This is a genomic window from Streptosporangium sp. NPDC023825, assembly GCF_040639575.1.
In the GTDB taxonomy this organism is placed as follows: Bacteria; Actinomycetota; Actinomycetes; order Streptosporangiales; family Streptosporangiaceae; genus Streptosporangium.
This window is the reverse complement of the sequence record NZ_JBFAAE010000051.1, coordinates 29,191-50,024: the sequence shown is the minus strand read 5'-3', so window position 1 is coordinate 50,024 and position 20,834 is coordinate 29,191. Positions and strand designations below refer to the sequence as shown.

Below are 20,834 nucleotides of genomic sequence, written 5' to 3'. Positions count from 1 at the left end.
GCCACGCCCCCGGCCGGGAACGCGGGTCCACCCCTGCGCACTGCGGTGACAACGCGAGACGGCGGGAGCCGCCGGTATCCGTACCTCACAACTTAGGTATCCATCTATATTGACAACCATCAAATCAATGAGGCAGGCTGGGTATTACTTCGACAAGGTTCTAATCAGTCCGGGAGTGGGCAGGGCTTGGTGGACCGGAGCCCACCTCCATCCCGGCATCCTTGACGATCAGCACGCGATTCACAGGAGAGACGATCATGAGTGATGGACAGCGCGGCCCGGCGGCCGCGGAGATCGAGCCGTTCACGTCCGAGGGCGGCGAACCGCCCGTGGTGGTGATCGGTGCGGGCCCGGCGGGCCTGGCCGCCGCCGCTCACCTGGTCGAGCGCGGCCTGAACTTCCTCCTTCTGGAGTCCGGGCAGCAGGTGGGAGCCTCGATCGCCCAGTGGGGGCATGTGCGCACCTTCAGCCCGTGGCGCTACAACGTCGACGCCGCGGCCCGGCGCCTGCTCCAGGGCGAAGGCTGGAGCGCGCCGGATCCCGAGTGGCTGCCGACCGGCGCCGAGCTGATCGACGACTACCTCACCCCGCTGGCCAAGCACCCGGCGATCGCCCCCCGCGTGCGCTTCGGCGCGACGGTGACCGCGATCAGCCGCCTGGGTCACGACCGGGTCCGCTCCGTCGGCCGCGAGCAGGTGCCGTTCCTGATCCGCCTGGCCGACGGCCGCGAGATCCACGCCCGGGCGATCGTCGACGCCTCCGGTACCTGGGCCACGCCCAACGTGCTGGGGGCGAACGGCCTTCCCGCCCACGGTGAGCCCGAGGCGGCCGTGCTCATCGACCACGCGCTGCCCGATGTGCTGGGCGCCGACCGCGAGAGGTACGAGGGCCGCCACACCCTCGTGGTGGGCGCCGGCCATTCGGCGGCCACCACGCTGCTGGCTCTGGCCCGGCTGCAGGACACCCCCCTCACGTGGGCGATCCGGGCGGGCAGCGCGGCACGCGCCTACGGCGGCGGCGAGGCCGACGCGCTGCCCGCCCGCGGCGCCCTCGGCGCCCGCCTGCACACTCTGGTCGAGGATGGACGCATCCGGCTGCTGACCGGTTTCCTCACCCACTCCGTCACCGAGGCCGGCGGCCAGGTGACGGTCCTCAGCCGCGACCCCTCCGGCGCCGAGCAGTCCGTCACCGCCGAGCGCGTCGTGGCCGCCACCGGATACCGGCCCGATCACTCCATCGCCTCCGAGCTGCGCCTGGACCTCGACCCCATCCTTGGCTCCCCCCGGGCGCTGGCCCCGTTGATCGACCCCAACCAGCACTCCTGCGGCACCGTCCCGGCCCACGGCGTCCGCGAGCTGTCCCACCCCGAGAGCGGCTACTACGCCGTCGGCGTCAAAAGCTACGGCCGCGCCCCGACCTTCCTGATGGCCACCGGATACGAGCAGGTCCGGTCCGTCGTCGCCGCCCTGGCCGGAGACTGGGACGCCGCCCACGACGTGCGGTTGGAGCTGCCCGAAACCGGCGTATGCTCCTCCGGTCTGGCCGAGGCGCAAGAGCGGCGGGTCGGCCTGGCCACCGGCATCGGCGGCGGCCTGCTCGCCACCCCGCTCCCGCTGGTCACCGCCGGCGGCAGCGACGGTGGTGGCTGCTGCGGCTGAACGCGCCGGCCGTCGACCCGTACCGAAACCGCAGACACAGGGAGCGTCAGATGCCCGAGGCACACCCCACCGCCGGTCGCACCGGTAGCCGCGGGTGAGCTCCGCCGAGGCCGCCGCAGAGCCCGCCGCCCCCGCTCCCGGGGGCGGCGGGCCGCGTCCGGCTCAGGGATGGCGCATCGTTACCGCCCTGGCCGTGACGCAGACCACCGGCTACGGCGTGCTCTACTACGCCTTCTCCGTCTTCCTCACCCCCATGGCGGCCGACCTGCGGGCCGGCGCCACCCAGACAGCCGCCGCGCTGACCGGCTCGATCCTGGTCGCCGCGCTGTGCGCCCCGCTGGTCGGCCGCCTGCTGGACGCCCGCGGCGGCCGGGGCCTGATGACCACGGGGTCGGTCATCGGCACGCTCGCCGTCCTGGCCTGGTCGCGGGTGGAGAACCTGCCCCAGCTGTACGCGGTCTTCGCCGCGATCGGCGTCGCGTGCGCGATGGTGCTGTACGAGAGCGCCTTCGCCGTCATCGTCAGCTGGTTCGACGGTCCCGGCCCGGGTCACGACGGCGGCCGGGCCAACGCCCTGCTCGCGCTCACCGTCGTCGCCGGGTTCGCCTCCACCATCTTCCTGCCGCTGACCGGCCTGCTGGTCGACTCCTACGGCTGGCGCACCGCCCTGGTGGTCCTGGCCGTGATCTACGGAGTGGCGGCGATCCCGCTGCACGCCCTCGTCGTGCGCCGCCCCGCCCGCGCCGGCCGCCGGCCGGCCACGACCCGCGAGCGGGCCGAAATCGTCAGGGCCGCCACCCGCCGGCGGCCGTTCTGGCTGCTGGTGGTCGCCTTCACCGCCAACGGCGGCGCGGTGGCGGTGATGGCCGTCCTGCTCATCACCTACCTCATTCATCTGGGCCACCCACCGGTCCTGGCCGCCACGCTGGCCGGGCTGCTGGGGGTGCTGTCGGTGACCGGCCGCCTGCTCACCACCGGCCTGCAACGCCGCCTGCCCGCCGCCCTCATCGCCGCCGCGATCTTCGCCCTGCAGGGTGTCGCCGCCGCGCTGCTCCCGCTGGCCGGGCGCACGGTGCCGGGCGCCATCGGCTGCGTGCTGGGGGTCGGGCTCGGGTTCGGCATCGCCTCCATCACCCTGCCCCACCTGCTCCTGCAGCGCTACGGCACGAGCGCCTACGCCTCGCTGTCGGGCCGCGTCGCCGCCTTCTCCGTCGCCGACAAAGCCCTGGCGCCGCTGGGCGCGGTCGCGCTGGCCCAGGCGGTCGGTTACGGGTGGGTGATGGCGGCCGTGGCGGTGGCCTGCGCGACCGCCGCGCTCGCGCTGGTCGCCTACCACCACGTATGATTTAGACGAATGTCGAAGCAGGGGAGTCGCCGTATGACCGCCACCACCGCCCAGTGCTGTGCCCCGATCGCCCGCGAGCCCATCTCGCCGGCCGACGCGGCCGAACTCGCGGCGGCACTCAAGGCGGTCGCCGACCCCGTCCGGTTGCGCCTGCTGTCGATGATCGGCTCCCATCCCGGCGGCGAGGCCTGCGTGTGCGACCTGACCGGCGCCTTCGACCTGAGCGCCCCCACCATCTCCCACCACCTCAAGACCCTGCGGGTGGCCGGGCTGATCGACAGCGAGCGGCGCGGCACCTGGGTCTACTACCGGATCGTCCCCTCGGCGGTGGCCCGGCTGGGCGCGCTGTTCACCCCGCTGGCCGAGCCCGCGAACGCGTGAGCCCGGCCGAGGCGAACGCGCCGCCGCCTTCGCCGCGGCGGGTCGAGGTGCTGGTGGTCGGCGGCGGGCAGGCCGGGCTGGCGGCGGGCTACCACCTGCGCCGGGCGAAGGCCGATTTCGTCATTCTCGACGCCCAGGACCAGCCGGGCGGCGCCTGGCGGCACGCCTGGCCCTCGCTGCGCCTGTTCTCTCCCGCCCGGTACAGTTCGCTGCCGGGCCGGATGATGCCCGCACCCGCGGGCGGGGGCTCTCCAGGCGCGGCCGACACCGTCGCCTACCTGGCCGACTACGAGCAGCGCTACGGATTGCCGATCGTCCGCCCCGTGCGTGTACGGGCCGTACGACGGGGCGAGGACCATCTGACGGTCCAGACCGACGCCGGCACCTGGCAGGCGCGTGTCGTGATCAGCGCGACCGGCACCTGGTGGCGGCCGTTCATCCCGCACTACCCGGGCATCGGTGACTTCGAGGGCCGCCAACTGCACACCGCCGGCTACACCGGGCCCGAACCCCTGCGCGGTGAGCGTGTGGTGATCGTGGGCGGCGCCAACTCCGCCGCGCAGATCCTCGCCGAGGTCTCCACCGTCGCGAGCACCACCTGGACCACCCTGCGCCCGCCCCGGCTGCTGCCCGACGAGGTCGACGGCAGGGCGTTGTTCGATCTGGCCACCCGTCGTGCCCGCGCGGCCGGCGCGGCCGGCATCGGCGACCTGGGTGACATCGTCGCCGTACCACCCGTTCGCGAGGCCCGCGAGCGCGGCGCCCTCAAGGCCGAGCCCATGTTCACCCGCCTCACCGCGACCGGGGTGGCCTGGGCCGACGGCACCGAGCTGGCGTGCGGGACAATCATCTGGTGTACCGGGTTCCGCCCCGCGCTCGGCCACCTGGCTCCGCTGCGACTGCGCGGCCACGACGGCCTGATCCCCACCGAGGGCACCCGCTCGCTCGGAGAACCTCGTCTGCATCTGCTGGGCTACGGCGACTGGACCGGCCCCGCCTCGGCTACTTTGATCGGCGCCGCCCGCTCCGCCAAAACCTGTGTCACCGAAGCCCTGCGGCAGCTCGGGTCCTGACAGTCGCCTGCCGCGGCGAGACGCGGGGAGGCGATCGTTCGTGGCGAGCGGCCTGCGGGCGCGGGGAAGGAACGCCGCCTGAACCGCGAGCCCACCTCGCCGCTTTGATTAGATGTCCCTCTAACTTGACACTTCTCTAATCAAGGTGAAACGCTGGCCCTACTTAGATATCCGTCAAATCCGACGGTCGATGCGGCGCAAGAAACATGCGCAACCGATTCGAAAGGGACACACCATGGCGAGCGAGAGCACCGGTGGATTCATCGGAGACCCGCAGGAAGCCTTCACCCCGCCCGCGGCCGGAGGATGCTGCGGAGGTCCCGTTCCCAGCGCGTCCGACGACGCCGCCTCCACGGCCGTGTCGTGTTGCGGAGGCGCGGCCGAGGCCGGGCAGAGCAGCCACACCGAAAGCCGCGCCCAGGCATCGGCCACCCCGGCCACCCCGGCCGCCGCCGCTGCCGGCGACACCTCCGGCGGATGCTGCGGATGAGTTCCCCGGCCCCCCTCTCCTCGCCCGTACCACCACAGGCGGCCGAGGTCCCCGGCCTGGCGGCCGCCCTGGAACAGGTGAACGCGCGGCGGATGCTCGACTGCGTCGCGGAACTGGCCGCCGACCGCTACGCGGGCCGCCGGGTGGGCACTCCCGGCGGCCACGCCGCCGCCGCCTGGCTCGCCGGCCGGTTACGCGCGCTGGGCGCCGAGGTCCGGCTGGACCCGTTCGACGTCACCGAGGTGCGAGAGCTGTACCGCACGCCGGTGCTGCGGTGGAGCACCGGCCGGGCGACCCGGCGGCTGGAGCATCGCCGCGAGTTCGTCGAACACCCGACCTCGGCCGAACTGCCCGATCCGCGCTCGGCGCCGCTGGCGGACGCGGGCACGGCCCATCTCGGCGGGCACTGGGTGCTGGCTCCGGCCGGCGAATGGGCGCAGATCTGCCGGCGCGCCGAAACCGGCGGCGCCCTCGGCGTGCTGACGGCGCGAGACACCGACGACGGCGGGTGGATGCCCAAAATGATCGCCGGGCCCGCCCGGCATGCGGTGGCGGTCATCGGAGTACGCGCCGACCTGCACCGGCAACTGGCCGACGCCCTCACCGCCGGAGAGGTGACCGTGACCGCGTCGGCGCCGCTGCGCGCGGTCGGCGCCGGCGGCGTCAACGTTCACGGCCGCCTGCCGGCCGGGCCGGGCGTGCCGCACAAGGGAGCGGGAAAAGGAACGGAGGGCGGACCGCGGGTGCTGCTGACGGCGCACTTCGACGGAGTGGGCGACGACCCGGACCGTCGCCTGCCCGCCGCGGCCGACAACGCCTCCGGGGTGGCCGCGATCCTGGAAGCCGCCCGCGTCCTCACCACCTTGACCGTGCCGGTGGATCTGGGAGTGTCCTTCCTGGACGCCGAAGAGGCCGGCGCCCGGGGCTCGGCCCACCACGCCCCCGCCGTGGCGCCGGGCACCCAGGTCATCAACCTGGACGGGGCCGCGCAGCTGCACCAGGCCGCCTTCGTCGAGGCGGGCGGCCCGGCCCATGCCCTGCTGGCCGTCGTGGACCAGGCCGCCCGCCGCACCGGGGTGGCGTTGCGGGCCGGGGCGATGGCCTCGGACAACCGCCGCTACGCCGCGGCGGGACTGGCCGCGATCGGCATCGGCATGGGCATGCCCGGCTACCAGACCCCCGCCGAGACCCCCGACCGCGTCGAGCCGGCCACCCTGGCCGCCGCCGCCCGCCTGCTCGTCTCCACCGTCTGGCTGCTGGCCGGCACGCGCCCCTGAGCGGGGCCGCCGGACCTGGACCGCCGGCGTGCGGGCCCGCGGTCCAGACGTTCAGGAACGCGGACCCGGCTCCGATGCCCGCGCCGGGTCATCGGGCGTCGAGGTCGGCGATCAGGTTCTCGACACGGGCGCGAATCTCGTCGCGGATGCTCCGGACGGCGTCGATGTCCTGGCCGAAGGGGTCGTCGAGCTTCCAGTCCTCGTACCGCTTGCCGGGGAAGAACGGGCAGGTGTCCCCGCAGCCCATGGTGATGACCACATCGCACACCCGCACCGCTTCGACGGTCAGCACCTTGGGCCGCTCAGCGGCGATGTCGATGCCGACCTCGGCCATCGCCCGCACCGCGACCGGGTTGATCGCCTCCGCGGGCTCCGATCCGGCCGAACGGACCTCGATCCGGTCTCCCGCCAAATGGGTGAGCCAGCCGGCGGCCATCTGGGATCGGCCCGCGTTGTGCACGCAGACGAACAAAACCTGGGGCGTATCGGCTGTGTCAGGCATTGGCTGATCCCTTCGGCGTGGCGGTGGTGGAGAACAGGCGGCGGCCGGCCAGGCTGACATAGACCAGGGCGACCAGGACGGGCACCTCGATGAGCGGGCCGACCACCCCGGCCAGGGCCTGGCCGGAGGTGACGCCGAACACGCCGACCGCGACCGCGATGGCCAGCTCGAAGTTGTTGCCCGCCGCGGTGAAGGCGAGCGTGGTGGTGCGCTCGTAGGTCAGGCCGATCGCCCGGCCGGCCAGGAAGGAGCCACCCCACATGAGGGCGAAGTAGGCCAGCAGCGGCACCGCGATGCGGGCCACGTCCCCAGGCCGGGAAGTGATCGTCTCGCCCTGCAGGGCGAACAGGATGACGATGGTGAACAGCAGCCCGTACAACGCGATCGGCCCGATCCTCGGCAGGAAGCGCTCCTCGTACCAGTCACGGCCCCGGGCGCGCTCACCCAGCGTGCGCGACAGATAGCCCGCCACCAGCGGGATGCCGAGGAAGATCAGCACGTACCAGGCGATGTCCCAGGCCGAGACCCGCAACGCGGCGCCTTCACCCAGCCCCAGCCAGCCGGGCAGGACCTGCAGGTAGAACCAGCCGAGCACGCCGAAGGCCAGCACCTGGAAGACCGAGTTGATCGCGACCAGGACGGCGGCGGCCTCGCGGTCGCCACAGGCCAGATCGTTCCAGATCAGCACCATGGCGATGCACCGGGCCAGGCCGACGATGATCAGACCGGTGCGATATTCAGGCAGGTCGGGCAGCAACAACCAGGCCAGCGCGAACATCAGCGCCGGGCCGACCACCCAGTTGAGCACCAAGGAGGCGAAAAGCAGACGGCGGTCGCCGGTGACGGTGCCCAGGCGGTCGTAACGGACCTTGGCCAGCACCGGATACATCATCAACAGCAGGCCCAGCGCGATCGGCAGCGAGATCTCACCGACCTTCACCGCCTCCAGCGCGGAGTTCAGCCCGGGCACCAGGCGCCCCAGCAGCAGCCCGGCGGCCATCGCCAGCCCGATCCACACCGGCAGGAGGCGATCCAGCATCGACAGGGCGCCGATCACGCCCGGCTGCTCCCCCGGGGCGGAAAGCGGAGCTCGAATGGACGGTGAGGACATGGAGTTCCTTTCGTGGTCGCGCTCAGGCCGTGACGGGAACGTTGATCAAAGCCGAAAGCTCGGCCAGGGTCTCGGGGACCAAGCGGTAGTACACCCACGAGGCCCGGCGCTCGGAGACCAGCAGCCCGACCTCTTTCAGCACCTTCAGGTGGTGGCTGATGGTCGGCTGTGACAGCTCGAAGGCGCCGGTCAGGTCGCACACGCACACCTCGCCGCCGGCATGGCTGGCCACGATCGACACGATGCGCAGCCGTACCGGATCCCCCAGTGCCTTGAACACCCGCGCCACGGCGACGCCCTGCTCGGCGCTGAGCGGCTCACGCGTCAGCGGCGGGCTGCACTCCAAAAGCTCAAGCGGCTCCATCAGACCCTCCCATATAGAGATCCATCGAAGTCGACTGACATCTATATTGACACAGATCTATCAAGGCACGATACGGAAGGGCCGCCTTCTCCGGCGCCGGGCACATGAGGCCGGCCGGCAGGGCGCGCACCCGCCGCTCGATCTCCCCCGGACCGGTCCTGCCTCCGCGGCGCTCCCGCCATCCGGGCCGGGCGACTCCCGGTCCGGGGAGCGGTTGCCGGGCAAGGCCGAGCAGGCGTCTTCGCGGCCCATGGCGACCACCACGCCGGTGGCGCAGACGATCGCACGCGAGAGTCACCGGCGGTTTCCCCGTACGACACCGGTGGCCTGCGGACTCGTCGTGACGGCGTCGTCAGGTGCCGGTGACCGTGCTGCGCCGTTCCAGCATGACCACGTCGCGCCAGAGGCCGTGCCGGCGGCCGACGCGCTCGCGGACGCCGACCACGCGAAAGCCGAGTGCCCGGTGCAGGGCGAGGCTGGGGGCGTTGTCGGGGAAGATGCCCGCCTGGATCGTCCAGATGCCGGCCTGTTCGGAGGCGGAGATGAACGCGCTCAGCAGTGCGCGGCCGACGCCGCGGCCCTGGCAGCCCGGGTGGACGTAGAGACTGTGTTCGACGACCCCCGCATAGACCGGGCGAGCCGATGTCGGGGAGGCGGCCACCCAGCCGACGACCTCGCCGGTGTCGACGTCGGCGGCGACGTAGCGTGGACGCGCCAGCTTGCCCGCGGTGAAGTGTTCCCAGGCCGGGGCGGCCGTCTCGAAGCTGGCCTGGCCGCCGTCCAGGCCCGCCTGGTAGATGGCGAGCACCGGCCCGGCATCGGTGTCCCGCATCGGCCGGATCTCCAGGCCAGGCGAGATCGCGGGTTTGATCGCCTGGACGATCACCGAGTGAACCCCGTCGCCGTGATCGGCGGTCAAGGTGACCGAGGCGTCGATGAATCCGCTTTCCAGCAGCAGGTCGTGATACCCGGCGAGGGTGAGGGATCCGACGACGCGGTCCACCTGATGCCCGGCCGCCGCCCGCGGGCCGGGGTCCACTCCCCCACCGGCTTCGGCATCGGCCCCGGAGGAGATGACGTCGCCGATGCCGAGGCGGCCGCCGGGCCGCAGCACCCGGAAGGTCTCGGCGAGCACGGCCGCCTTGTCGCGGGAGAGGTTGACCACGCAGTTGGAGATGACGACGTCGACCGCGCGGTCGGGCAGCGGGATGGCCTCGATGGTGCCGCACACGAACTCGGTGTTGGCAGCGCCCGCCTCGGCGGCGTTGCGCCGGGCGAGCGCGACCATGTCGGCGCTGGCGTCCAGGCCGTAGGCCTTTCCGGACGGGCCGACCCGGCGGGCCGACAGCAACACGTCGATGCCGCCCCCGGAGCCCAGATCGAGCACGGTCTCGCCCGCGCGCAGCTCGGCGACCTCCTCATGTGCCATGGCGTGCTCCTCGGTCGCGGATGGGGGCGGCCGGGACGGGATTGCCCATCACCACGTCGGCCGCGGTGGGAAAGCAGCTCACGCAGGCTTCGTTGATCCGGTACATGCTGGAGGTGCCATGCCGCTCCACCAGGACGAACCGCACCTCGGACAGGATCCTCAGGTGGTGCGAGACCGTCGACTGCCCGACCCCGACGGCGGCGACGATCTCCCCGACGCTCATCGGCTCGCGCCGCCGGGCCATCAACGACACGATCTGGATGCGGGTGCCGTCGGCCAGCGCCCTGAACCAGCTCGCGTACTCCTCCGCCGCCCCACGCTCCAGCGGCTCCGACCTCTCATTCATCGTAAATCGACGATAATCGATGACAGATCGCCCGGCAACGAGGACGGCGTCGAGATCTTGATGATGAGGGTGCGTGTCGGGCAGGTCACCCCTCGACGGCCCCCGCCCTCCCTCTTCGCCGATCCGGACGGCGTGTCACAACGGCGCCGCCCGCACGGCCCTCTTGGCCCGGCGCTCGGGTCGGTATCACCAGGGGCAAAGTAGCTCAGCGTGAAGTCTGACCGGACAGAACATCAGCTCTATCCGGTCTTACGAATCGCATCCGCCCAGATCAGCGCCCCAGGACGCCCGGACGCCATGATTCGGCCACTGCCCGGCCCTGGTTGTCCACAGCCGTAACCACTCCGGTGATGGAGCCGACGGCCATGGTGGCAACGAAGCGGAGGTGGATGGGCCTCTCATGTGGGCTTGCCGCCTGGTGGTCATGGACGCCGGTGAGGGCGCGGCGCAGGTCGCAGAGTCTGCGGCCGGGACAGCCACGACGTTGGTGGACATAGAGGGTCAGTGACCGGGAGCTGTCAGGCAACCACCGTCGTTGATGTAGCCCCCCACCTCTACCTTCGACTCGCGCTCGTCGTAGAAGCCGGTCAGGCATCCTCCCGACAGTTCGATGGCGAACACCACAGCGGAGCGAACGCCTCCCGCTCTGATGATGACGTTCGTCCCCGGCGGGGCGACCGCCCGGACCGCTTTTGCGACGTGGGCCTCGCCGTGCAGTGCCCGCTCGCGCAGGTCGGCGAATTTGCCCCGCAGGGCCTCGGCCACCGGCTTGACTTCCGCAGCCGCCTCCGGACGAAGCTCGCCGCGCTGGCGGTATGCCTCATTGTCCGCGTGCTTCTGCTCCCAGGAGGGCATCGTCACGCAAGGGCTGGGCATCGGCGCCTCAGCAGATTCCGGGCAAGGAAGTAGGGGCGATGGTGACATCGACGGCCCGGCTCCCTGTGTCCGTACCACGCCACAGCCGTTCAGGAAGGCCAACAGCAGCACGGCGACAAGGGCAATCAAGATCTTCATGCCTCAACAGTCGGGCACGGCGAACCGGGAGGACAAGTCGGGGGGTTGGTAAGACTGGTGTCACCAGGTACACGCGATTGCGTCAGTGCAGGTGAAGGCCAGGATGATACTAGTTGATGCGCGCATCCTGTCAGATCGATCCGGTCAGCGACAGAAGCCGATGAACAGGCCCAATACACTCCCGTGTACCCCGGGTGGAGCTGGAATGCGGCAGAAAGACACCGCACCCGGGTGCCGACGAGGTAGAAGCAGGGCTTTGCCTGGTCTCCTGAACCGCATTACCGCAGGCCAACGCACTGATCATGGTTCACTGGGCATTCCGGTCTCATCCGTCGCGCTGCGGACGGCCGCCGAAACCCCTGCCGCCGAATGCGCCGTCCGACCTGCGGTTGCAGGAAGGCGCGGCCCCTTTCTCCCGTATTCCGGCCGCACCCGTACCTGGTGACACGACTCTTAACGACACTCCTGATCCCGAGACATTCGACTCCGGGACCTCTGCCCGTGACGGCCAAGAGCAGGCAGCCCGTCACAGTGGGATGACCTGGGGTGACAGGACTTGACATTACTTTTCGTACCGATGTTCCTCAACCCCCGATGCGACATTCGCAGCGGTTCACAAATAGAACTGGATACGGCGTGCGATCGGCCGGACGATCGAAGCGCAGCACGGACATCGAAAGGAACCAATGGATCATGGACAGTGACAGCAGCGTACTGACGGCGATTGGAAACACACCGCTGGTGAGACTGCGCAGGGTGGTGCCGGCCGGATGCGCGGAGATCTTCGTCAAGGTGGAGGGCCAGAACCCGACTGGGAGCATGAAGGATCGAATGGCCCAGTCAATGATCACGAGAGCCGAGGGCGATGGGCGGTTAAGGCCCGGTGACACCGTTGTCGAGTACACCGGGGGCAGTACCGGTGCCTCTCTCGCTCTGGTGTGCGCGGCCAAGGGCTACCGTCTGCGGATTGTCAGCTCGGATGCCTTCAGTGAGGACAAGCTGATCCAAATGGCGGCGCTCGGCGCGGAGCTCACCCTCGTGCCCAGCGAGAACGGGCTGATCACCAAGGCCCTCATCCAGGGCATGATCGAAACCGCCCGGGAGTTCAGCCGACAACCGCGCACGTACTGGACCGATCAGCTGAACAATGCTGACAGCATCGTCGGCTACCACCCCATGGGCGAGGAGATTTGGCAGCAGACAGGGGGACGAGTCGATGCGTTCGTCCACTCGATCGGGACGACGGCCTCACTTCGCGGGGCGATGACCCCCCTCAAGCGTCACAATCCAGCGCTTCGAGTCGTCGCGGTAGAACCAGCGGAGTCCGCGGTGCTCTCCGGCGGTCAGCCCGGCGCACACCGCATCGAAGGCATCGGCATCGGCTACCTTCCGCCGATGTGGGATCCCACCCTTCCGGATGACATCGTTCCCATCTCCACCGCCGACGCCGAGGAGATGGCCAGGCGTCTGGCTCGGGAAGAGGGATTGTTCGCCGGGACGTCGTCCGGGGCAAATGTCCTCGCCGCCATCCAGCTCGGGCAGCAGTTGGGGCCGCAGGCCAGGGTCGCGACCCTGCTGGTCGACTCGGGGCTGAAGTACCTCAGCACCAAGGTGTACCAACGCTGATCGAGGCTCTTCCCGCGGCTGTGCCCACTGAGATGGTGTACGAGTTTTCCCAGGTAGAAGGCATGGTTTCGTGAAACGAGGACGGCCATCGCGTGATCCTTCAGATTGCTAAACCAAGATCGAAGGAATACAGAGCGATGGCCGTACCCGACAGTGCGAACCCCGCGAGCTGAACCCGTCCGGCATTGATGGAGACTCCTGGTGTAACCCGAGTTCGGTGGAGTCGGCGGTCTGCTCCGGGTCCTGTGGTGGTGTCGCGGGCTGTTCTTCCTCGACGCCGCCCGCAACCTGTACGAGGTGATGTCCCCGGCCTGACCGGCCACCGCGGCATCGGCCGCCGGGAAACCCGGAACCGTCAGCCGGGACCGGCGGCACCGGACGGACCCGAGAGGGAGCGGGTGCAGCCTGCCTGCCGCGCCGCCGCAGGTCGTCGGCGAACTCCTCGGCCCACTGCGCCTGGGTGCGCAGCGCCTCGCACCGCTCGCGGGCGGCGCGCTCGAAGTCCTCCAGCCGGCCCAGGAGCGCCCGGTGCTCGGCTGCGGGCAGCGGCCCGGTCTTGTGTGTTCGCTGTCCCGGCCGGCGCAGCTCGCCCACCATCGCGATCAGGTCGGCCAGCGAGCGACCGTAGCGATCCGGCGACGGCACCCCGAGCGTGTCCCCGGCGGCCAGGAAGGCGTGGCAGGCGGCCGGCTCGGGCCGCTCAGCGTTCTTGCCGGACAGGACTGTACGGTTTTCGGCTCTGGCTCACTTTCGGTGGTGACCAAGCGTGGTCATAGGCGATGAGGGCGGGTTGGGGACGAATCAGCCGGTCAAAAAAAGGGGGGCGTGGCGCGACCCGGCGAACAGGCGCGCAGGCGATCGCGCGGTTCCGCAGTCCTGTGGTGAGGAACCCGCCCAGCTCTGCGACGTCAGCATGACGCGCACGTTCCTTTACCACCGAAAGTGAGCCAGAGCCGTTGACTGGACAGGCCCGACGGCTTCGAAGACGGAGGCCGGCGAGTTCATCGCCGAGGAACGCGAGCCTGAGTGTCGGCGCAGTACGCGTGAGCAGCTGTCTCGACGGCGCCGGCCACTCAGCGGTGGCGAGCCGCTGGTGTTTTGTGCGGGCCCGGCGAAGATCAGGCTTTTCGGGGTATTCGGTCGGGGGGCATTCCGGGGCCGATCGTGGCGTGGATCTCGGTTGGGTCCTCCACGCAGCCGCAGTGGGCGCATACCGTTTGCTGGGTGATTCCGGCGCCGCACTCCGCGTGGGTGTAGAGGATCGGCGGCTCGCCGTCGGTTGACCACTGGTCGCCCCATTCGGTGAGGGCGACCAGTGCGGGTGCGAGCGCACGCCCTTTTTCGGTCAGCAGGTACTCGTAAAGTTCGGGCTGCTCGGAATACCGGTGGCGCCGCATGATCCCGGTCTCGACGAAGCCGTCGAGGCGGGTCTTGAGGATGTTGGTCGCGATGCCCAGGCGGCGGTGGAAGTCGTTGTAGCGGGTCGCTCCCGCGAACAGGGCGTCGCGGATGATCAGCAGGCTCCAGCGTTCGCCGATCAACTCGAGGGCGCGTGCGATCGAACACACCTCTGAGTCGTAGGTCTTCCTCAGCATGTGCCAAGTCTACTCGCATGCTTGCGTCATGAAAGCGGCCTGGTTAGCATAACTTGCATGACGCAAGTTGCTCCCGGCCTATCCAGCGGGTATACGCCGACGCATGCGAATCCAATACCGATCGGGACAACGCGCCGCTGACGTAGCAATCCGCCCAGAAAGTCCCCCGTTCCACCTTTCACCAGCGTCGAGCGACAAGGAGTCCGGAATCGCCGAAAGCGCATTGTTCCTGAGGTCATTGGACGGGGTGCACATAGAAGCGAGGCGTTCGCCCGGCGCGGCGCCCTTCTCCGCAGCGAAGCCTCGGCCGCCTGCGTGCTTGGCTCAAATCGGCTACACCCGAGCGTCAAAGGACAACGATGAACCGAAAGAAACTTCTCATTCTCGTAGGCGGATTCCTCGCCCTGACCGCGTCCGTTTCGGCCCCTGCCGCCGCTGATGCGGGAACGACCGCGTACAACTCCAAGACCCAGTACCTTTCCCAATGGCCGCTAGACAACTGGGACACCTCGTGCGTGGACCGTCGGATCTACCTGGCCGCCGGCAACTACGACTGGGAGCAGTCCTGGAGTCACGCTACGACGCCGCTGCGGACGAATTTCTACCTGGGCGCCGGCTGGTACACCTGGACCGACTGTTTGGATCCCAGGACCAACTACTACGACCACATCACTTCGCTGAACCCCGACAACCCCAGTTGGGAGACGGTGGTCGGTCAGGTCACGTGGCAAATCAACAGCTCTGGCGAATACACATGGGGCTCGCTCCTTGAGCCGAAGTCCTTCTAGGCAAGCCCGAAGGAATCATCGGACGCGAGCCCGATGGTCATGGGCCACCTATCTATCGATCGGTTGCCGTGCGGTTGTCGTGTGCCCGCTGAGCGGGTGCACGACAACCGCACGGACCTCCTCCAGCGCCGTTCGGCCGTCACCCCGGTGCGTATGGTGTCCTCTTCGTGGACGCGCTCATCGTGAGTCACTGTGCCCTTGGCAGGATCAACGGCGTTTCACCGTGGGCCGGAAGGGGCCGCGTAGATGCTCAGGCCCTTGAGTTCGTAGCCGGCCTCGTCCACCGCGGCACCGATGACCGCCTCGTCCACAGGCCGGTCACCGGTCACGGCCACCGCCTTGCTCTCCAGGCCGACCGGCGCCGATGTCATAATCCGTCGTATGACAGCTGATGTGCCGCCCCCAGGGGTGGTCGCCCTAGTCTGACCCAGGTGGCCGCACTGTCGGGAGTATCGGCGAAAACGGCGTCAAGAGCACTGAGCGGTGAAGGATACGTGGCGGCCAAAACCCGCCAGCGGGTACACGAGGCCGCAGACCAGCTCGGCTACCGCCCCAACGGAGTCGCTCGCGACCTCCGTCGCGGCGCCAAGGCCTCCACACTCGTCGGCCTGATCAGCGGCGACCTGGCCAACCCCTTCTACTCGCGGCTGGCCAGCGGGCTGGAGCGAGAACTACGGATGAACGGCCTGCAGCTCATCACCGCCAGCACCGAGGAAAACCCCGAATGGGAGCGCCAGCTCACCGACACACTGCTGGAACGCCGTGTCCGAGGACTGGTGATCGCCTCGACCATGGCCAGACACGACCACCTCGCCGGCGAGCGGGTACACGGCATCCCGTTCGTCCGTGTTCGTAGTCGATGAGTCTTCAGTCCATTGTAAATGTAAATGATCTTGAACCTCGTAACGACGCCTTTACAATGTAGATTTATTACAGGACAAGACGGTCGCTTCGCAGGAACGCCGTGGTGCGCTGCGCCGACGGCAGCCGCCCGGCCACCCGTGCTGACAGCGGTCCCGGGCCGCGGCCCGGGACCAGCAGGGTGGCCGGGCGGATCCGGCGAGTGCGTGGACGAACACGTCCCCGATCACGGCAAGCCGCGTCCGTGCCGTCCGGGCGGTTGCACCGTCACAGGTCAGGGGCGGTCAGGGGGTGAGGAGTCCGCGCCGGTAGGCGCGAACCAGGCGGCGGGGCACCAGTAGTTCTCGCCCGTTCACGGTGAGCGGCACCAGGCCGGGGGCGTTCGCCTTCCACTGGGAGCGGCGGTGGCGGGTGTTGCTGCGGGAGGCTCTGCGCTTGGGGACGGCCACGGCTCACCAGCTCGCCTTCGTGACGCCGGGCAGTTCGCCGCGGTGGGCCATCTCGCGGAAGCGAATGCGCGACAGGCCGAACTTGCCCAGGTGCCCGCGGGGGCGGCCGTCGACGGAGTCGCGGTTGCGCACCCGGGTGGCGGAGGCGTCGCGCGGCTGGCGGGCCAGTGCCCGTACGGCCGCCTCCCGCTGTTCGGGGGTGCCGGTGCGGACGATCTCTTTGAGCTCTGCCCGGCGCGTGGCGTGGCGGGCGACGATCGTCTTGCGGCGCTCGTTGGCCGCGATCTTGCTTTTCTTGGCCATCAGACCTTTCCCCCTCGTGCGCGGATGCGGGCCACGGCCGCCTCGACGCCGATCTTGTCAACGGTCTTGACCGCCCTGGCGCTGAGCGTGAGCCGCACGGAGCGGTTCTCGCTCGGCAGCCAGTAGCGGCGGTGCTGGATGTTGGGGTTCCAGCGGCGGCGGGTGCGCCGGTGGGAGTGGGAGACGTTGTTGCCGAACACCGGTGCGGTGCCGGTCAGCTGGCAGCGGGCCGACATCAGTTCCTCCCGTAGCGCTGGTTGAAGCGCTCGACGCGACCGGCGGTGTCCAGTACGCGGCTGCGGCCGGTGTAGAAGGGGTGACTGGCCGAGGAGACGTCGACGTCGACGACGGGGTAGGTGTTGCCGTCCTCCCACTCGATGGTCTTGGTGCTGGTCATGGTGGATCGGGTCAGGAACGCGAAGTCCGCGCTGGGATCGCGGAACACCACGGGGCGGTAGTCGGGGTGGATGCCCTTCTTCACGGGGTCATCGCTCCTCTCGGAAGGGCACGTGCCGGCGGATGATCGGGTCGTACTTGCGCAGGGTGAGGCGGTCGGGATCGTTGCGCCGGTTCTTGCGGGTGACGTAGGTGTAGCCGGTGCCCGCGCCGGATCTGAGTTTGATCACGGGGCGGAGCTCGTTTCTGGCCATAGGGGTTCCTCTCAAGCGGCCGAGACATGCAATGATAATGGGAACGGTTTTCATTCCGTCAACCGGTGTCCGCCCGCGGCGCCGGGAGCGCCACCCCGCCCGCACCCGCAAAGGAGATCCCGTGTCCACCCCCGTCGTCCTCGTCGCGGGCCTGCACGCCCAGGCCCGCACCGCCGCCGTCGACCGGCTGCTGCACGACCACCCCGGCGCCGTCGCCGTCCACCACGACCTGCGCTCGGTGACCACCGGCCGCGTCGAGCGCCTCGTCCGCGACCACGGCGGCGTCCTCGACCTAGCCGAAATACGCCTCGCGCACGGCTGCGTCACCTGCACCGTCCGCGAGGACCTGCTCCCCCAGCTCATCCGGTACGCCGCCACCGCCCGCCTGCTGGTGGTGGACCTGTGGGACTCGGTCGAACCCCGGCCGGTGGCAGAGGCGATCGACTCCGAGCAGGCCCGCGACACACTGCGCCTGACATCGGTGCTCACCGCGCTGGACGCCGAGCACATGCCGATCGACATCACCCGCGGTGACCGCCTCACCGAGACCGGCCAGCCGGCGGCCCGCGGCGACGAGCGCCACCTGGCCGAGGTGCTGGCCCGCCAGATCGAGTACGCCACCGGCCTGGTCCTGCACGGCGGTGACGACGGGGACGACGAGCTGGCCCGCGCCGTGCTCGGCCACCTCGCGCCCGTCACCCCCCTCTTCGGTGTCGGCGCCCTGCCCGAGGTGAGCGGCGCCGCCCTGTGCACCGGCACGCTGGCCGAGCGCGTCGACCCGGCCACCGCCCAGCTTCCCGTCGACGCCCGCACCGAAGAGGTCACCACCGTGGTCTGGCATCGGCTGCGCCCGCTGCATCCGGCCCGCCTTTTCGACGCCGTGGACGAGCTGGCCACCACCTCGGTCCGCTCCCGCGGCCGGTTCTGGCTGGCCACCCGCCACGAGCGCCTGCTGGCCTGGGACGCGGTCGCCGGCGTCGTCTCGGTCGAGGACGCCGGCCCATGGCTCGCCGCCCTTCCCGAAGCCGCCTGGGACATGGTCTCCCCCGCCCGCCGCAGCGCCGCCGCCCTCGACTGGAACGACATCACCGGCGACCGGGTACAGCACCTGGTCTTCACCGGCCCCGACCTCGACCGTGAACGCCTGCACGCCCTGCTCGACTCCTGCCTGCTCACCCAGGAGGAGACGCTGGCCGGCTCTGACGCCTGGACCGGCTACGACGACCCGTTCGCCCACATCCTTGACCTGGAGGAGATCGCATGAAAGCCCGCACGCCCCGCAAGAGGATCAACCCGCTGCACGGGATGGGCCACGTCGACTACAAGGACACCGACCTGCTGCGCAGGTTCATCTCCGACCGCGGAAAGATCCGTAGCCGCCGCGTCACCGGCGTCACCGTCCAGCAGCAGCGGCAGCTCGCCCGGGCCGTCAAGAACGCCCGGGAGATGGCCTTGCTTCCGTACGCCTCCCGCCCCCGTGGCTGACGCCGCCCGGGCGGTCACCGAGGTCGCGGCATCGGCTCCGGAGCCCGCCCTTGCCGAAGGTTTCCGGATCGAGGAGATCGGTGAAACTTGTCCGGGCTGCGTGAAGGGGTGAGTCGCCGGCTCGCCGTGGCGCTCCCGGTCTCCGCTTCCGTCACAGCGGGTGCATCGGTTCGGTGAGCCGGTCCAGCGGCAGGAAGACCCGAGGCAGGCCCTCGCGCCCGTGACCGACCTCGGCCTCGACCCGGTAGACCGCGCGCAGGAGGTCTGTGGTGATCACTTCGGTCACCGGGCCGTCGGCGACGATGCGTCCCCCGTCGAGGACGACGAGGCGGTCGCAGGCGGCGGCCGCGAGCTGGAGGTCGTGCAGGGTCACCAGGACGGTGACGCCGAGCGTGCGGACCAGCCGCAGCAGATCGACCTGATGGCGCAGGTCCAGATGGTTGGTGGGCTCGTCGAGGATCAGCAGCCGGGGCTGCTGGACCAGCGCGCGGGCGAGGTGAACCCGCTGGCGCTCGCCTCCCGACAGGGTCGCGAACGGCCGGTGCGCCAGAGCGGAGACGTCGCACCGCTCCATCGTCTCGGCGATGAGCGCCCGCTCGGCGGCCGAGAGCCGGCCCAGCGCTCCGAGGTGGGGGATCCTGCCCAGGGCGACGATCTGCTCGACGCCGTCGTCGAGATCGGCGGGGGCGTCCTGGGTGACGACGGCGATCTGCCGGGCGACCTGGCGGGGCGGGGTCCGCCACACGTCGGCGCCGTCGATCAAAACCCTGCCGCGGTCCGGTCGGATCCGGCGGTAGACGCACCGCAGCAGGCTGGACTTGCCGCTGCCGTTGGGACCGATCAGTCCGGTCACCTCTCCGGAGCCGGCCGTGAGGCTGACGTCGTGCAGCACGTGAAGCCAGGAGACGTCCCGGATGTCGACGTTCACCGCAGGGCCCTTCGATCGGCGCGGATGAGCAGCATGAGGAAGAAGGGCGAGCCGAGCACGGCGGTGATCACCCCGATGGGGATCTCGTCGGGCTGGTTGAGCATGCGGGCCGCCACGTCGACCCAGACGAGCAGCAGCGCTCCGGTCAGCGCGGCGAGCGGGATCAGGCGGCGGTTGTCGCCGCCGAGCACAAGCCGTACGGCGTGCGGGACCATGAGCGCGACGAAGCCGATGCCTCCGCTCACCGCGACGACCGTGCCGATGACCAGCGCGCACATGACGATCAGGCGCAGGCGCAGCCGGTCGACCTCCACACCCAGGCCGGTGGCGCCCTCGTCGCCGAGCACGAGGGCGTTGAGCAGGCTCGCCCGGGTGGCGGCCCAGGCGGTGGCCGCGGCGACGATGAGCGCGGGCACGCCCACGTCGCGCCACTGGGTGCCGGACAGGCCGCCAAGGGTCCAGAACAGCGCCGAGCGCACCTCCTTGTCCGGGGTGGTGAGCACGATGTAGCTGGTGACGGCCTCGGTGAGCGCGGCGACCGCGACGCCGGCGAGGATGAGCCGGGTCGGCGCCAGCTGCCCGCCGCGCCGTGACAGCGCCAGGACCAGCGCGAAGGCGGCCATGGCGCCGGCGAATGCCGACAGCGGTAGGGACAGCGGCCCGAACGGGGACAGTCCCGCCAGCATCACCAGCACCGCGCCCAGGGACGCCCCGGAGCTCGCTCCGATGATGTAGGGGTCGGCCAGCGGGTTGCGCAGTACGGCCTGCAGCACCGCGCCCACGAGAGCCAGCCCCGCGCCGACCACGGCGCCGAGCAGCACCCGGGGAAAGCGGATGTCCAGCACGATGACCGCCTGGGGGCCGGCCGGCGCCCCGGTCACGAACCAGGGCAGCAGCCGGTGGCCGAGCATGCGGGCGACGTCGCCGAAACCGATGGCGACCGGCCCGAGGCCGACGGCGGCGACCAGCGAGACACCCAGCAAGGCCGACAACAGGGCCAGCGTGCCCAGGAAGGTCAGGCGGCCGGCCGGTGCTGGTCGTCGCGGCGCGCCGGACGTCGGGCCCCGCTGTCTCGAAGCCGCGGCGGAGGGGTCGGCGGAGCCCGGTGGCCCCTGCGGCCCCGGCGTCCCCGGCGTCCCCGGCGTCCCCGGCGTCCCCG

At 70.4% G+C, this 20,834-nt stretch carries 27 protein-coding genes; 11 read left to right on the top strand and 16 right to left on the bottom strand.

Translation table 11 applies throughout. The features are described 5' to 3' along the window. The first annotated feature begins 257 nt into the window (after window positions 1-257). The 6 genes from AB0G15_RS32420 (at window position 258) to AB0G15_RS32395 (ending at window position 6,224) form a co-directional block, all read left to right on the top strand. A complete protein-coding gene (locus AB0G15_RS32420) occupies window positions 258-1,658 on the top strand; it encodes an FAD-dependent oxidoreductase (protein WP_362847074.1) in 1,401 nt (466 codons plus the stop codon). A gap of 193 nt (window positions 1,659-1,851) precedes the next feature. After that, entirely contained in the window at window positions 1,852-3,003 is a 1,152-nt protein-coding gene (locus AB0G15_RS32415; protein ID WP_362847072.1) for an MFS transporter, read from the top strand. Between the two features lie 33 nt (window positions 3,004-3,036). Further along, on the top strand, window positions 3,037-3,384 hold the full coding sequence (locus tag AB0G15_RS32410; RefSeq protein WP_362847070.1) for a metalloregulator ArsR/SmtB family transcription factor: 348 nt from the start codon (window positions 3,037-3,039) through the stop codon (window positions 3,382-3,384). Further along, on the top strand, window positions 3,381-4,457 hold the full coding sequence (locus AB0G15_RS32405; protein ID WP_362847068.1) for an ArsO family NAD(P)H-dependent flavin-containing monooxygenase: 1,077 nt from the start codon (window positions 3,381-3,383) through the stop codon (window positions 4,455-4,457). Before AB0G15_RS32410 ends, AB0G15_RS32405 begins: the two co-directional genes overlap by 4 nt. A 235-nt stretch (window positions 4,458-4,692) precedes the next feature. Then, entirely contained in the window at window positions 4,693-4,947 is a 255-nt protein-coding gene (locus AB0G15_RS32400; protein ID WP_362847066.1) for a hypothetical protein, read from the top strand. Beyond that, window positions 4,944-6,224, top strand: a complete 1,281-nt coding sequence (locus tag AB0G15_RS32395) for a M28 family peptidase (protein WP_362847064.1) — start codon at window positions 4,944-4,946, stop codon at window positions 6,222-6,224. The genes AB0G15_RS32400 and AB0G15_RS32395 overlap by 4 nt, the downstream gene beginning before the upstream one ends. A gap of 88 nt (window positions 6,225-6,312) precedes the next feature. Here the strand turns inward: AB0G15_RS32395 and AB0G15_RS32390 are convergent, their stop codons facing one another. From AB0G15_RS32390 to AB0G15_RS32365, 6 genes are all read right to left on the bottom strand, one after another. Next, on the bottom strand, window positions 6,313-6,726 hold the full coding sequence (locus AB0G15_RS32390) for an arsenate reductase ArsC (protein ID WP_362847062.1): 414 nt from the start codon (window positions 6,724-6,726) through the stop codon (window positions 6,313-6,315). Further along, window positions 6,719-7,765: an ACR3 family arsenite efflux transporter gene (gene arsB, locus AB0G15_RS32385; protein ID WP_362847103.1), complete on the bottom strand. Its 1,047-nt coding sequence runs from the start codon at window positions 7,763-7,765 to the stop codon at window positions 6,719-6,721. The genes AB0G15_RS32390 and arsB overlap by 8 nt, the downstream gene beginning before the upstream one ends. A 94-nt stretch (window positions 7,766-7,859) precedes the next feature. Then, on the bottom strand, window positions 7,860-8,201 hold the full coding sequence (locus tag AB0G15_RS32380) for a metalloregulator ArsR/SmtB family transcription factor (RefSeq protein WP_362847060.1): 342 nt from the start codon (window positions 8,199-8,201) through the stop codon (window positions 7,860-7,862). 352 nt (window positions 8,202-8,553) lie between these two features. Continuing rightward, window positions 8,554-9,630, bottom strand: coding sequence for a GNAT family N-acetyltransferase (locus AB0G15_RS32375; RefSeq protein ID WP_362847058.1), 1,077 nt, complete (start codon window positions 9,628-9,630; stop codon window positions 8,554-8,556). After that, the gene (locus AB0G15_RS32370) at window positions 9,620-9,976 is read right to left on the bottom strand and encodes a metalloregulator ArsR/SmtB family transcription factor (protein WP_362847056.1); all 357 of its coding nucleotides are present in this window, start codon (window positions 9,974-9,976) and stop codon (window positions 9,620-9,622) included. The genes AB0G15_RS32375 and AB0G15_RS32370 overlap by 11 nt, the downstream gene beginning before the upstream one ends. Window positions 9,977-10,477: 501 nt before the next feature. After that, window positions 10,478-10,990 (bottom strand): hypothetical protein, encoded by a 513-nt coding sequence (locus tag AB0G15_RS32365; protein ID WP_362847054.1) that lies wholly within the window; start codon window positions 10,988-10,990, stop codon window positions 10,478-10,480. A 693-nt stretch (window positions 10,991-11,683) separates the two neighbouring features. Between AB0G15_RS32365 and AB0G15_RS32360 the strand changes: the two genes are divergently transcribed. Next, on the top strand, window positions 11,684-12,616 hold the full coding sequence (locus AB0G15_RS32360) for a cysteine synthase family protein (RefSeq protein WP_362847052.1): 933 nt from the start codon (window positions 11,684-11,686) through the stop codon (window positions 12,614-12,616). 108 nt (window positions 12,617-12,724) lie between these two features. On the opposite strand, the gene AB0G15_RS32355 is transcribed toward AB0G15_RS32360, so the two are convergent. After that, on the bottom strand, window positions 12,725-13,336 hold the full coding sequence (locus AB0G15_RS32355; RefSeq protein WP_362847100.1) for a recombinase family protein: 612 nt from the start codon (window positions 13,334-13,336) through the stop codon (window positions 12,725-12,727). A gap of 398 nt (window positions 13,337-13,734) precedes the next feature. Then, complete coding sequence (locus tag AB0G15_RS32350; protein WP_362847050.1) at window positions 13,735-14,211, bottom strand: helix-turn-helix domain-containing protein; 477 nt, start codon at window positions 14,209-14,211, stop codon at window positions 13,735-13,737. A 359-nt stretch (window positions 14,212-14,570) separates the two neighbouring features. Between AB0G15_RS32350 and AB0G15_RS32345 the strand changes: the two genes are divergently transcribed. Beyond that, on the top strand, window positions 14,571-14,999 hold the full coding sequence (locus tag AB0G15_RS32345; protein ID WP_362847048.1) for a hypothetical protein: 429 nt from the start codon (window positions 14,571-14,573) through the stop codon (window positions 14,997-14,999). A gap of 218 nt (window positions 15,000-15,217) precedes the next feature. On the opposite strand, the gene AB0G15_RS32340 is transcribed toward AB0G15_RS32345, so the two are convergent. After that, window positions 15,218-15,370: a hypothetical protein gene (locus AB0G15_RS32340; RefSeq protein ID WP_362847046.1), complete on the bottom strand. Its 153-nt coding sequence runs from the start codon at window positions 15,368-15,370 to the stop codon at window positions 15,218-15,220. Between the two features lie 60 nt (window positions 15,371-15,430). Here AB0G15_RS32340 and AB0G15_RS32335 point away from each other — a divergent pair, with 60 nt between their 5' ends. Next, entirely contained in the window at window positions 15,431-15,862 is a 432-nt protein-coding gene (locus tag AB0G15_RS32335; RefSeq protein WP_362847044.1) for a LacI family DNA-binding transcriptional regulator, read from the top strand. A 282-nt stretch (window positions 15,863-16,144) separates the two neighbouring features. Here the strand turns inward: AB0G15_RS32335 and rpmF are convergent, their stop codons facing one another. The 5 genes from rpmF to rpmG are packed head-to-tail and all read right to left on the bottom strand — an operon-like array spanning window position 16,145 to window position 17,262. After that, window positions 16,145-16,309, bottom strand: a complete 165-nt coding sequence (rpmF, locus tag AB0G15_RS32330; RefSeq protein ID WP_362847042.1) for a 50S ribosomal protein L32 — start codon at window positions 16,307-16,309, stop codon at window positions 16,145-16,147. Window positions 16,310-16,312: 3 nt separating this feature from the next. Beyond that, a complete protein-coding gene (gene rpsN / locus AB0G15_RS32325; RefSeq protein WP_362847040.1) occupies window positions 16,313-16,612 on the bottom strand; it encodes a 30S ribosomal protein S14 in 300 nt (99 codons plus the stop codon). Beyond that, the gene (rpmB, locus tag AB0G15_RS32320) at window positions 16,612-16,848 is read right to left on the bottom strand and encodes a 50S ribosomal protein L28 (RefSeq protein ID WP_362847038.1); all 237 of its coding nucleotides are present in this window, start codon (window positions 16,846-16,848) and stop codon (window positions 16,612-16,614) included. The genes rpsN and rpmB overlap by 1 nt, the downstream gene beginning before the upstream one ends. Further along, window positions 16,848-17,093 carry a type B 50S ribosomal protein L31 gene (locus AB0G15_RS32315; RefSeq protein WP_362847036.1) on the bottom strand — a complete coding sequence of 82 codons (246 nt, stop codon included), beginning with the start codon at window positions 17,091-17,093 and terminating at the stop codon, window positions 16,848-16,850. The genes rpmB and AB0G15_RS32315 overlap by 1 nt, the downstream gene beginning before the upstream one ends. Before the next feature lie 4 nt (window positions 17,094-17,097). Then, the gene (rpmG, locus tag AB0G15_RS32310) at window positions 17,098-17,262 is read right to left on the bottom strand and encodes a 50S ribosomal protein L33 (protein WP_362847034.1); all 165 of its coding nucleotides are present in this window, start codon (window positions 17,260-17,262) and stop codon (window positions 17,098-17,100) included. Between the two features lie 121 nt (window positions 17,263-17,383). On the opposite strand from rpmG, the gene AB0G15_RS32305 reads away from it, so the two are divergent. Beyond that, a complete protein-coding gene (locus tag AB0G15_RS32305; protein ID WP_362847032.1) occupies window positions 17,384-18,526 on the top strand; it encodes a GTP-binding protein in 1,143 nt (380 codons plus the stop codon). Next, window positions 18,523-18,747 carry a 30S ribosomal protein S18 gene (rpsR, locus tag AB0G15_RS32300; RefSeq protein ID WP_362847030.1) on the top strand — a complete coding sequence of 75 codons (225 nt, stop codon included), beginning with the start codon at window positions 18,523-18,525 and terminating at the stop codon, window positions 18,745-18,747. The genes AB0G15_RS32305 and rpsR overlap by 4 nt, the downstream gene beginning before the upstream one ends. A gap of 151 nt (window positions 18,748-18,898) precedes the next feature. Here the strand turns inward: rpsR and AB0G15_RS32295 are convergent, their stop codons facing one another. Together AB0G15_RS32295 and AB0G15_RS32290 are read right to left on the bottom strand one after the other, a co-directional pair. Beyond that, window positions 18,899-19,675 (bottom strand): ABC transporter ATP-binding protein, encoded by a 777-nt coding sequence (locus AB0G15_RS32295; protein WP_362847028.1) that lies wholly within the window; start codon window positions 19,673-19,675, stop codon window positions 18,899-18,901. Continuing rightward, window positions 19,672-20,667 carry an iron ABC transporter permease gene (locus AB0G15_RS32290; RefSeq protein WP_362847026.1) on the bottom strand — a complete coding sequence of 332 codons (996 nt, stop codon included), beginning with the start codon at window positions 20,665-20,667 and terminating at the stop codon, window positions 19,672-19,674. The genes AB0G15_RS32295 and AB0G15_RS32290 overlap by 4 nt, the downstream gene beginning before the upstream one ends. Between the last annotated feature and the right edge of the window lie 167 nt (window positions 20,668-20,834).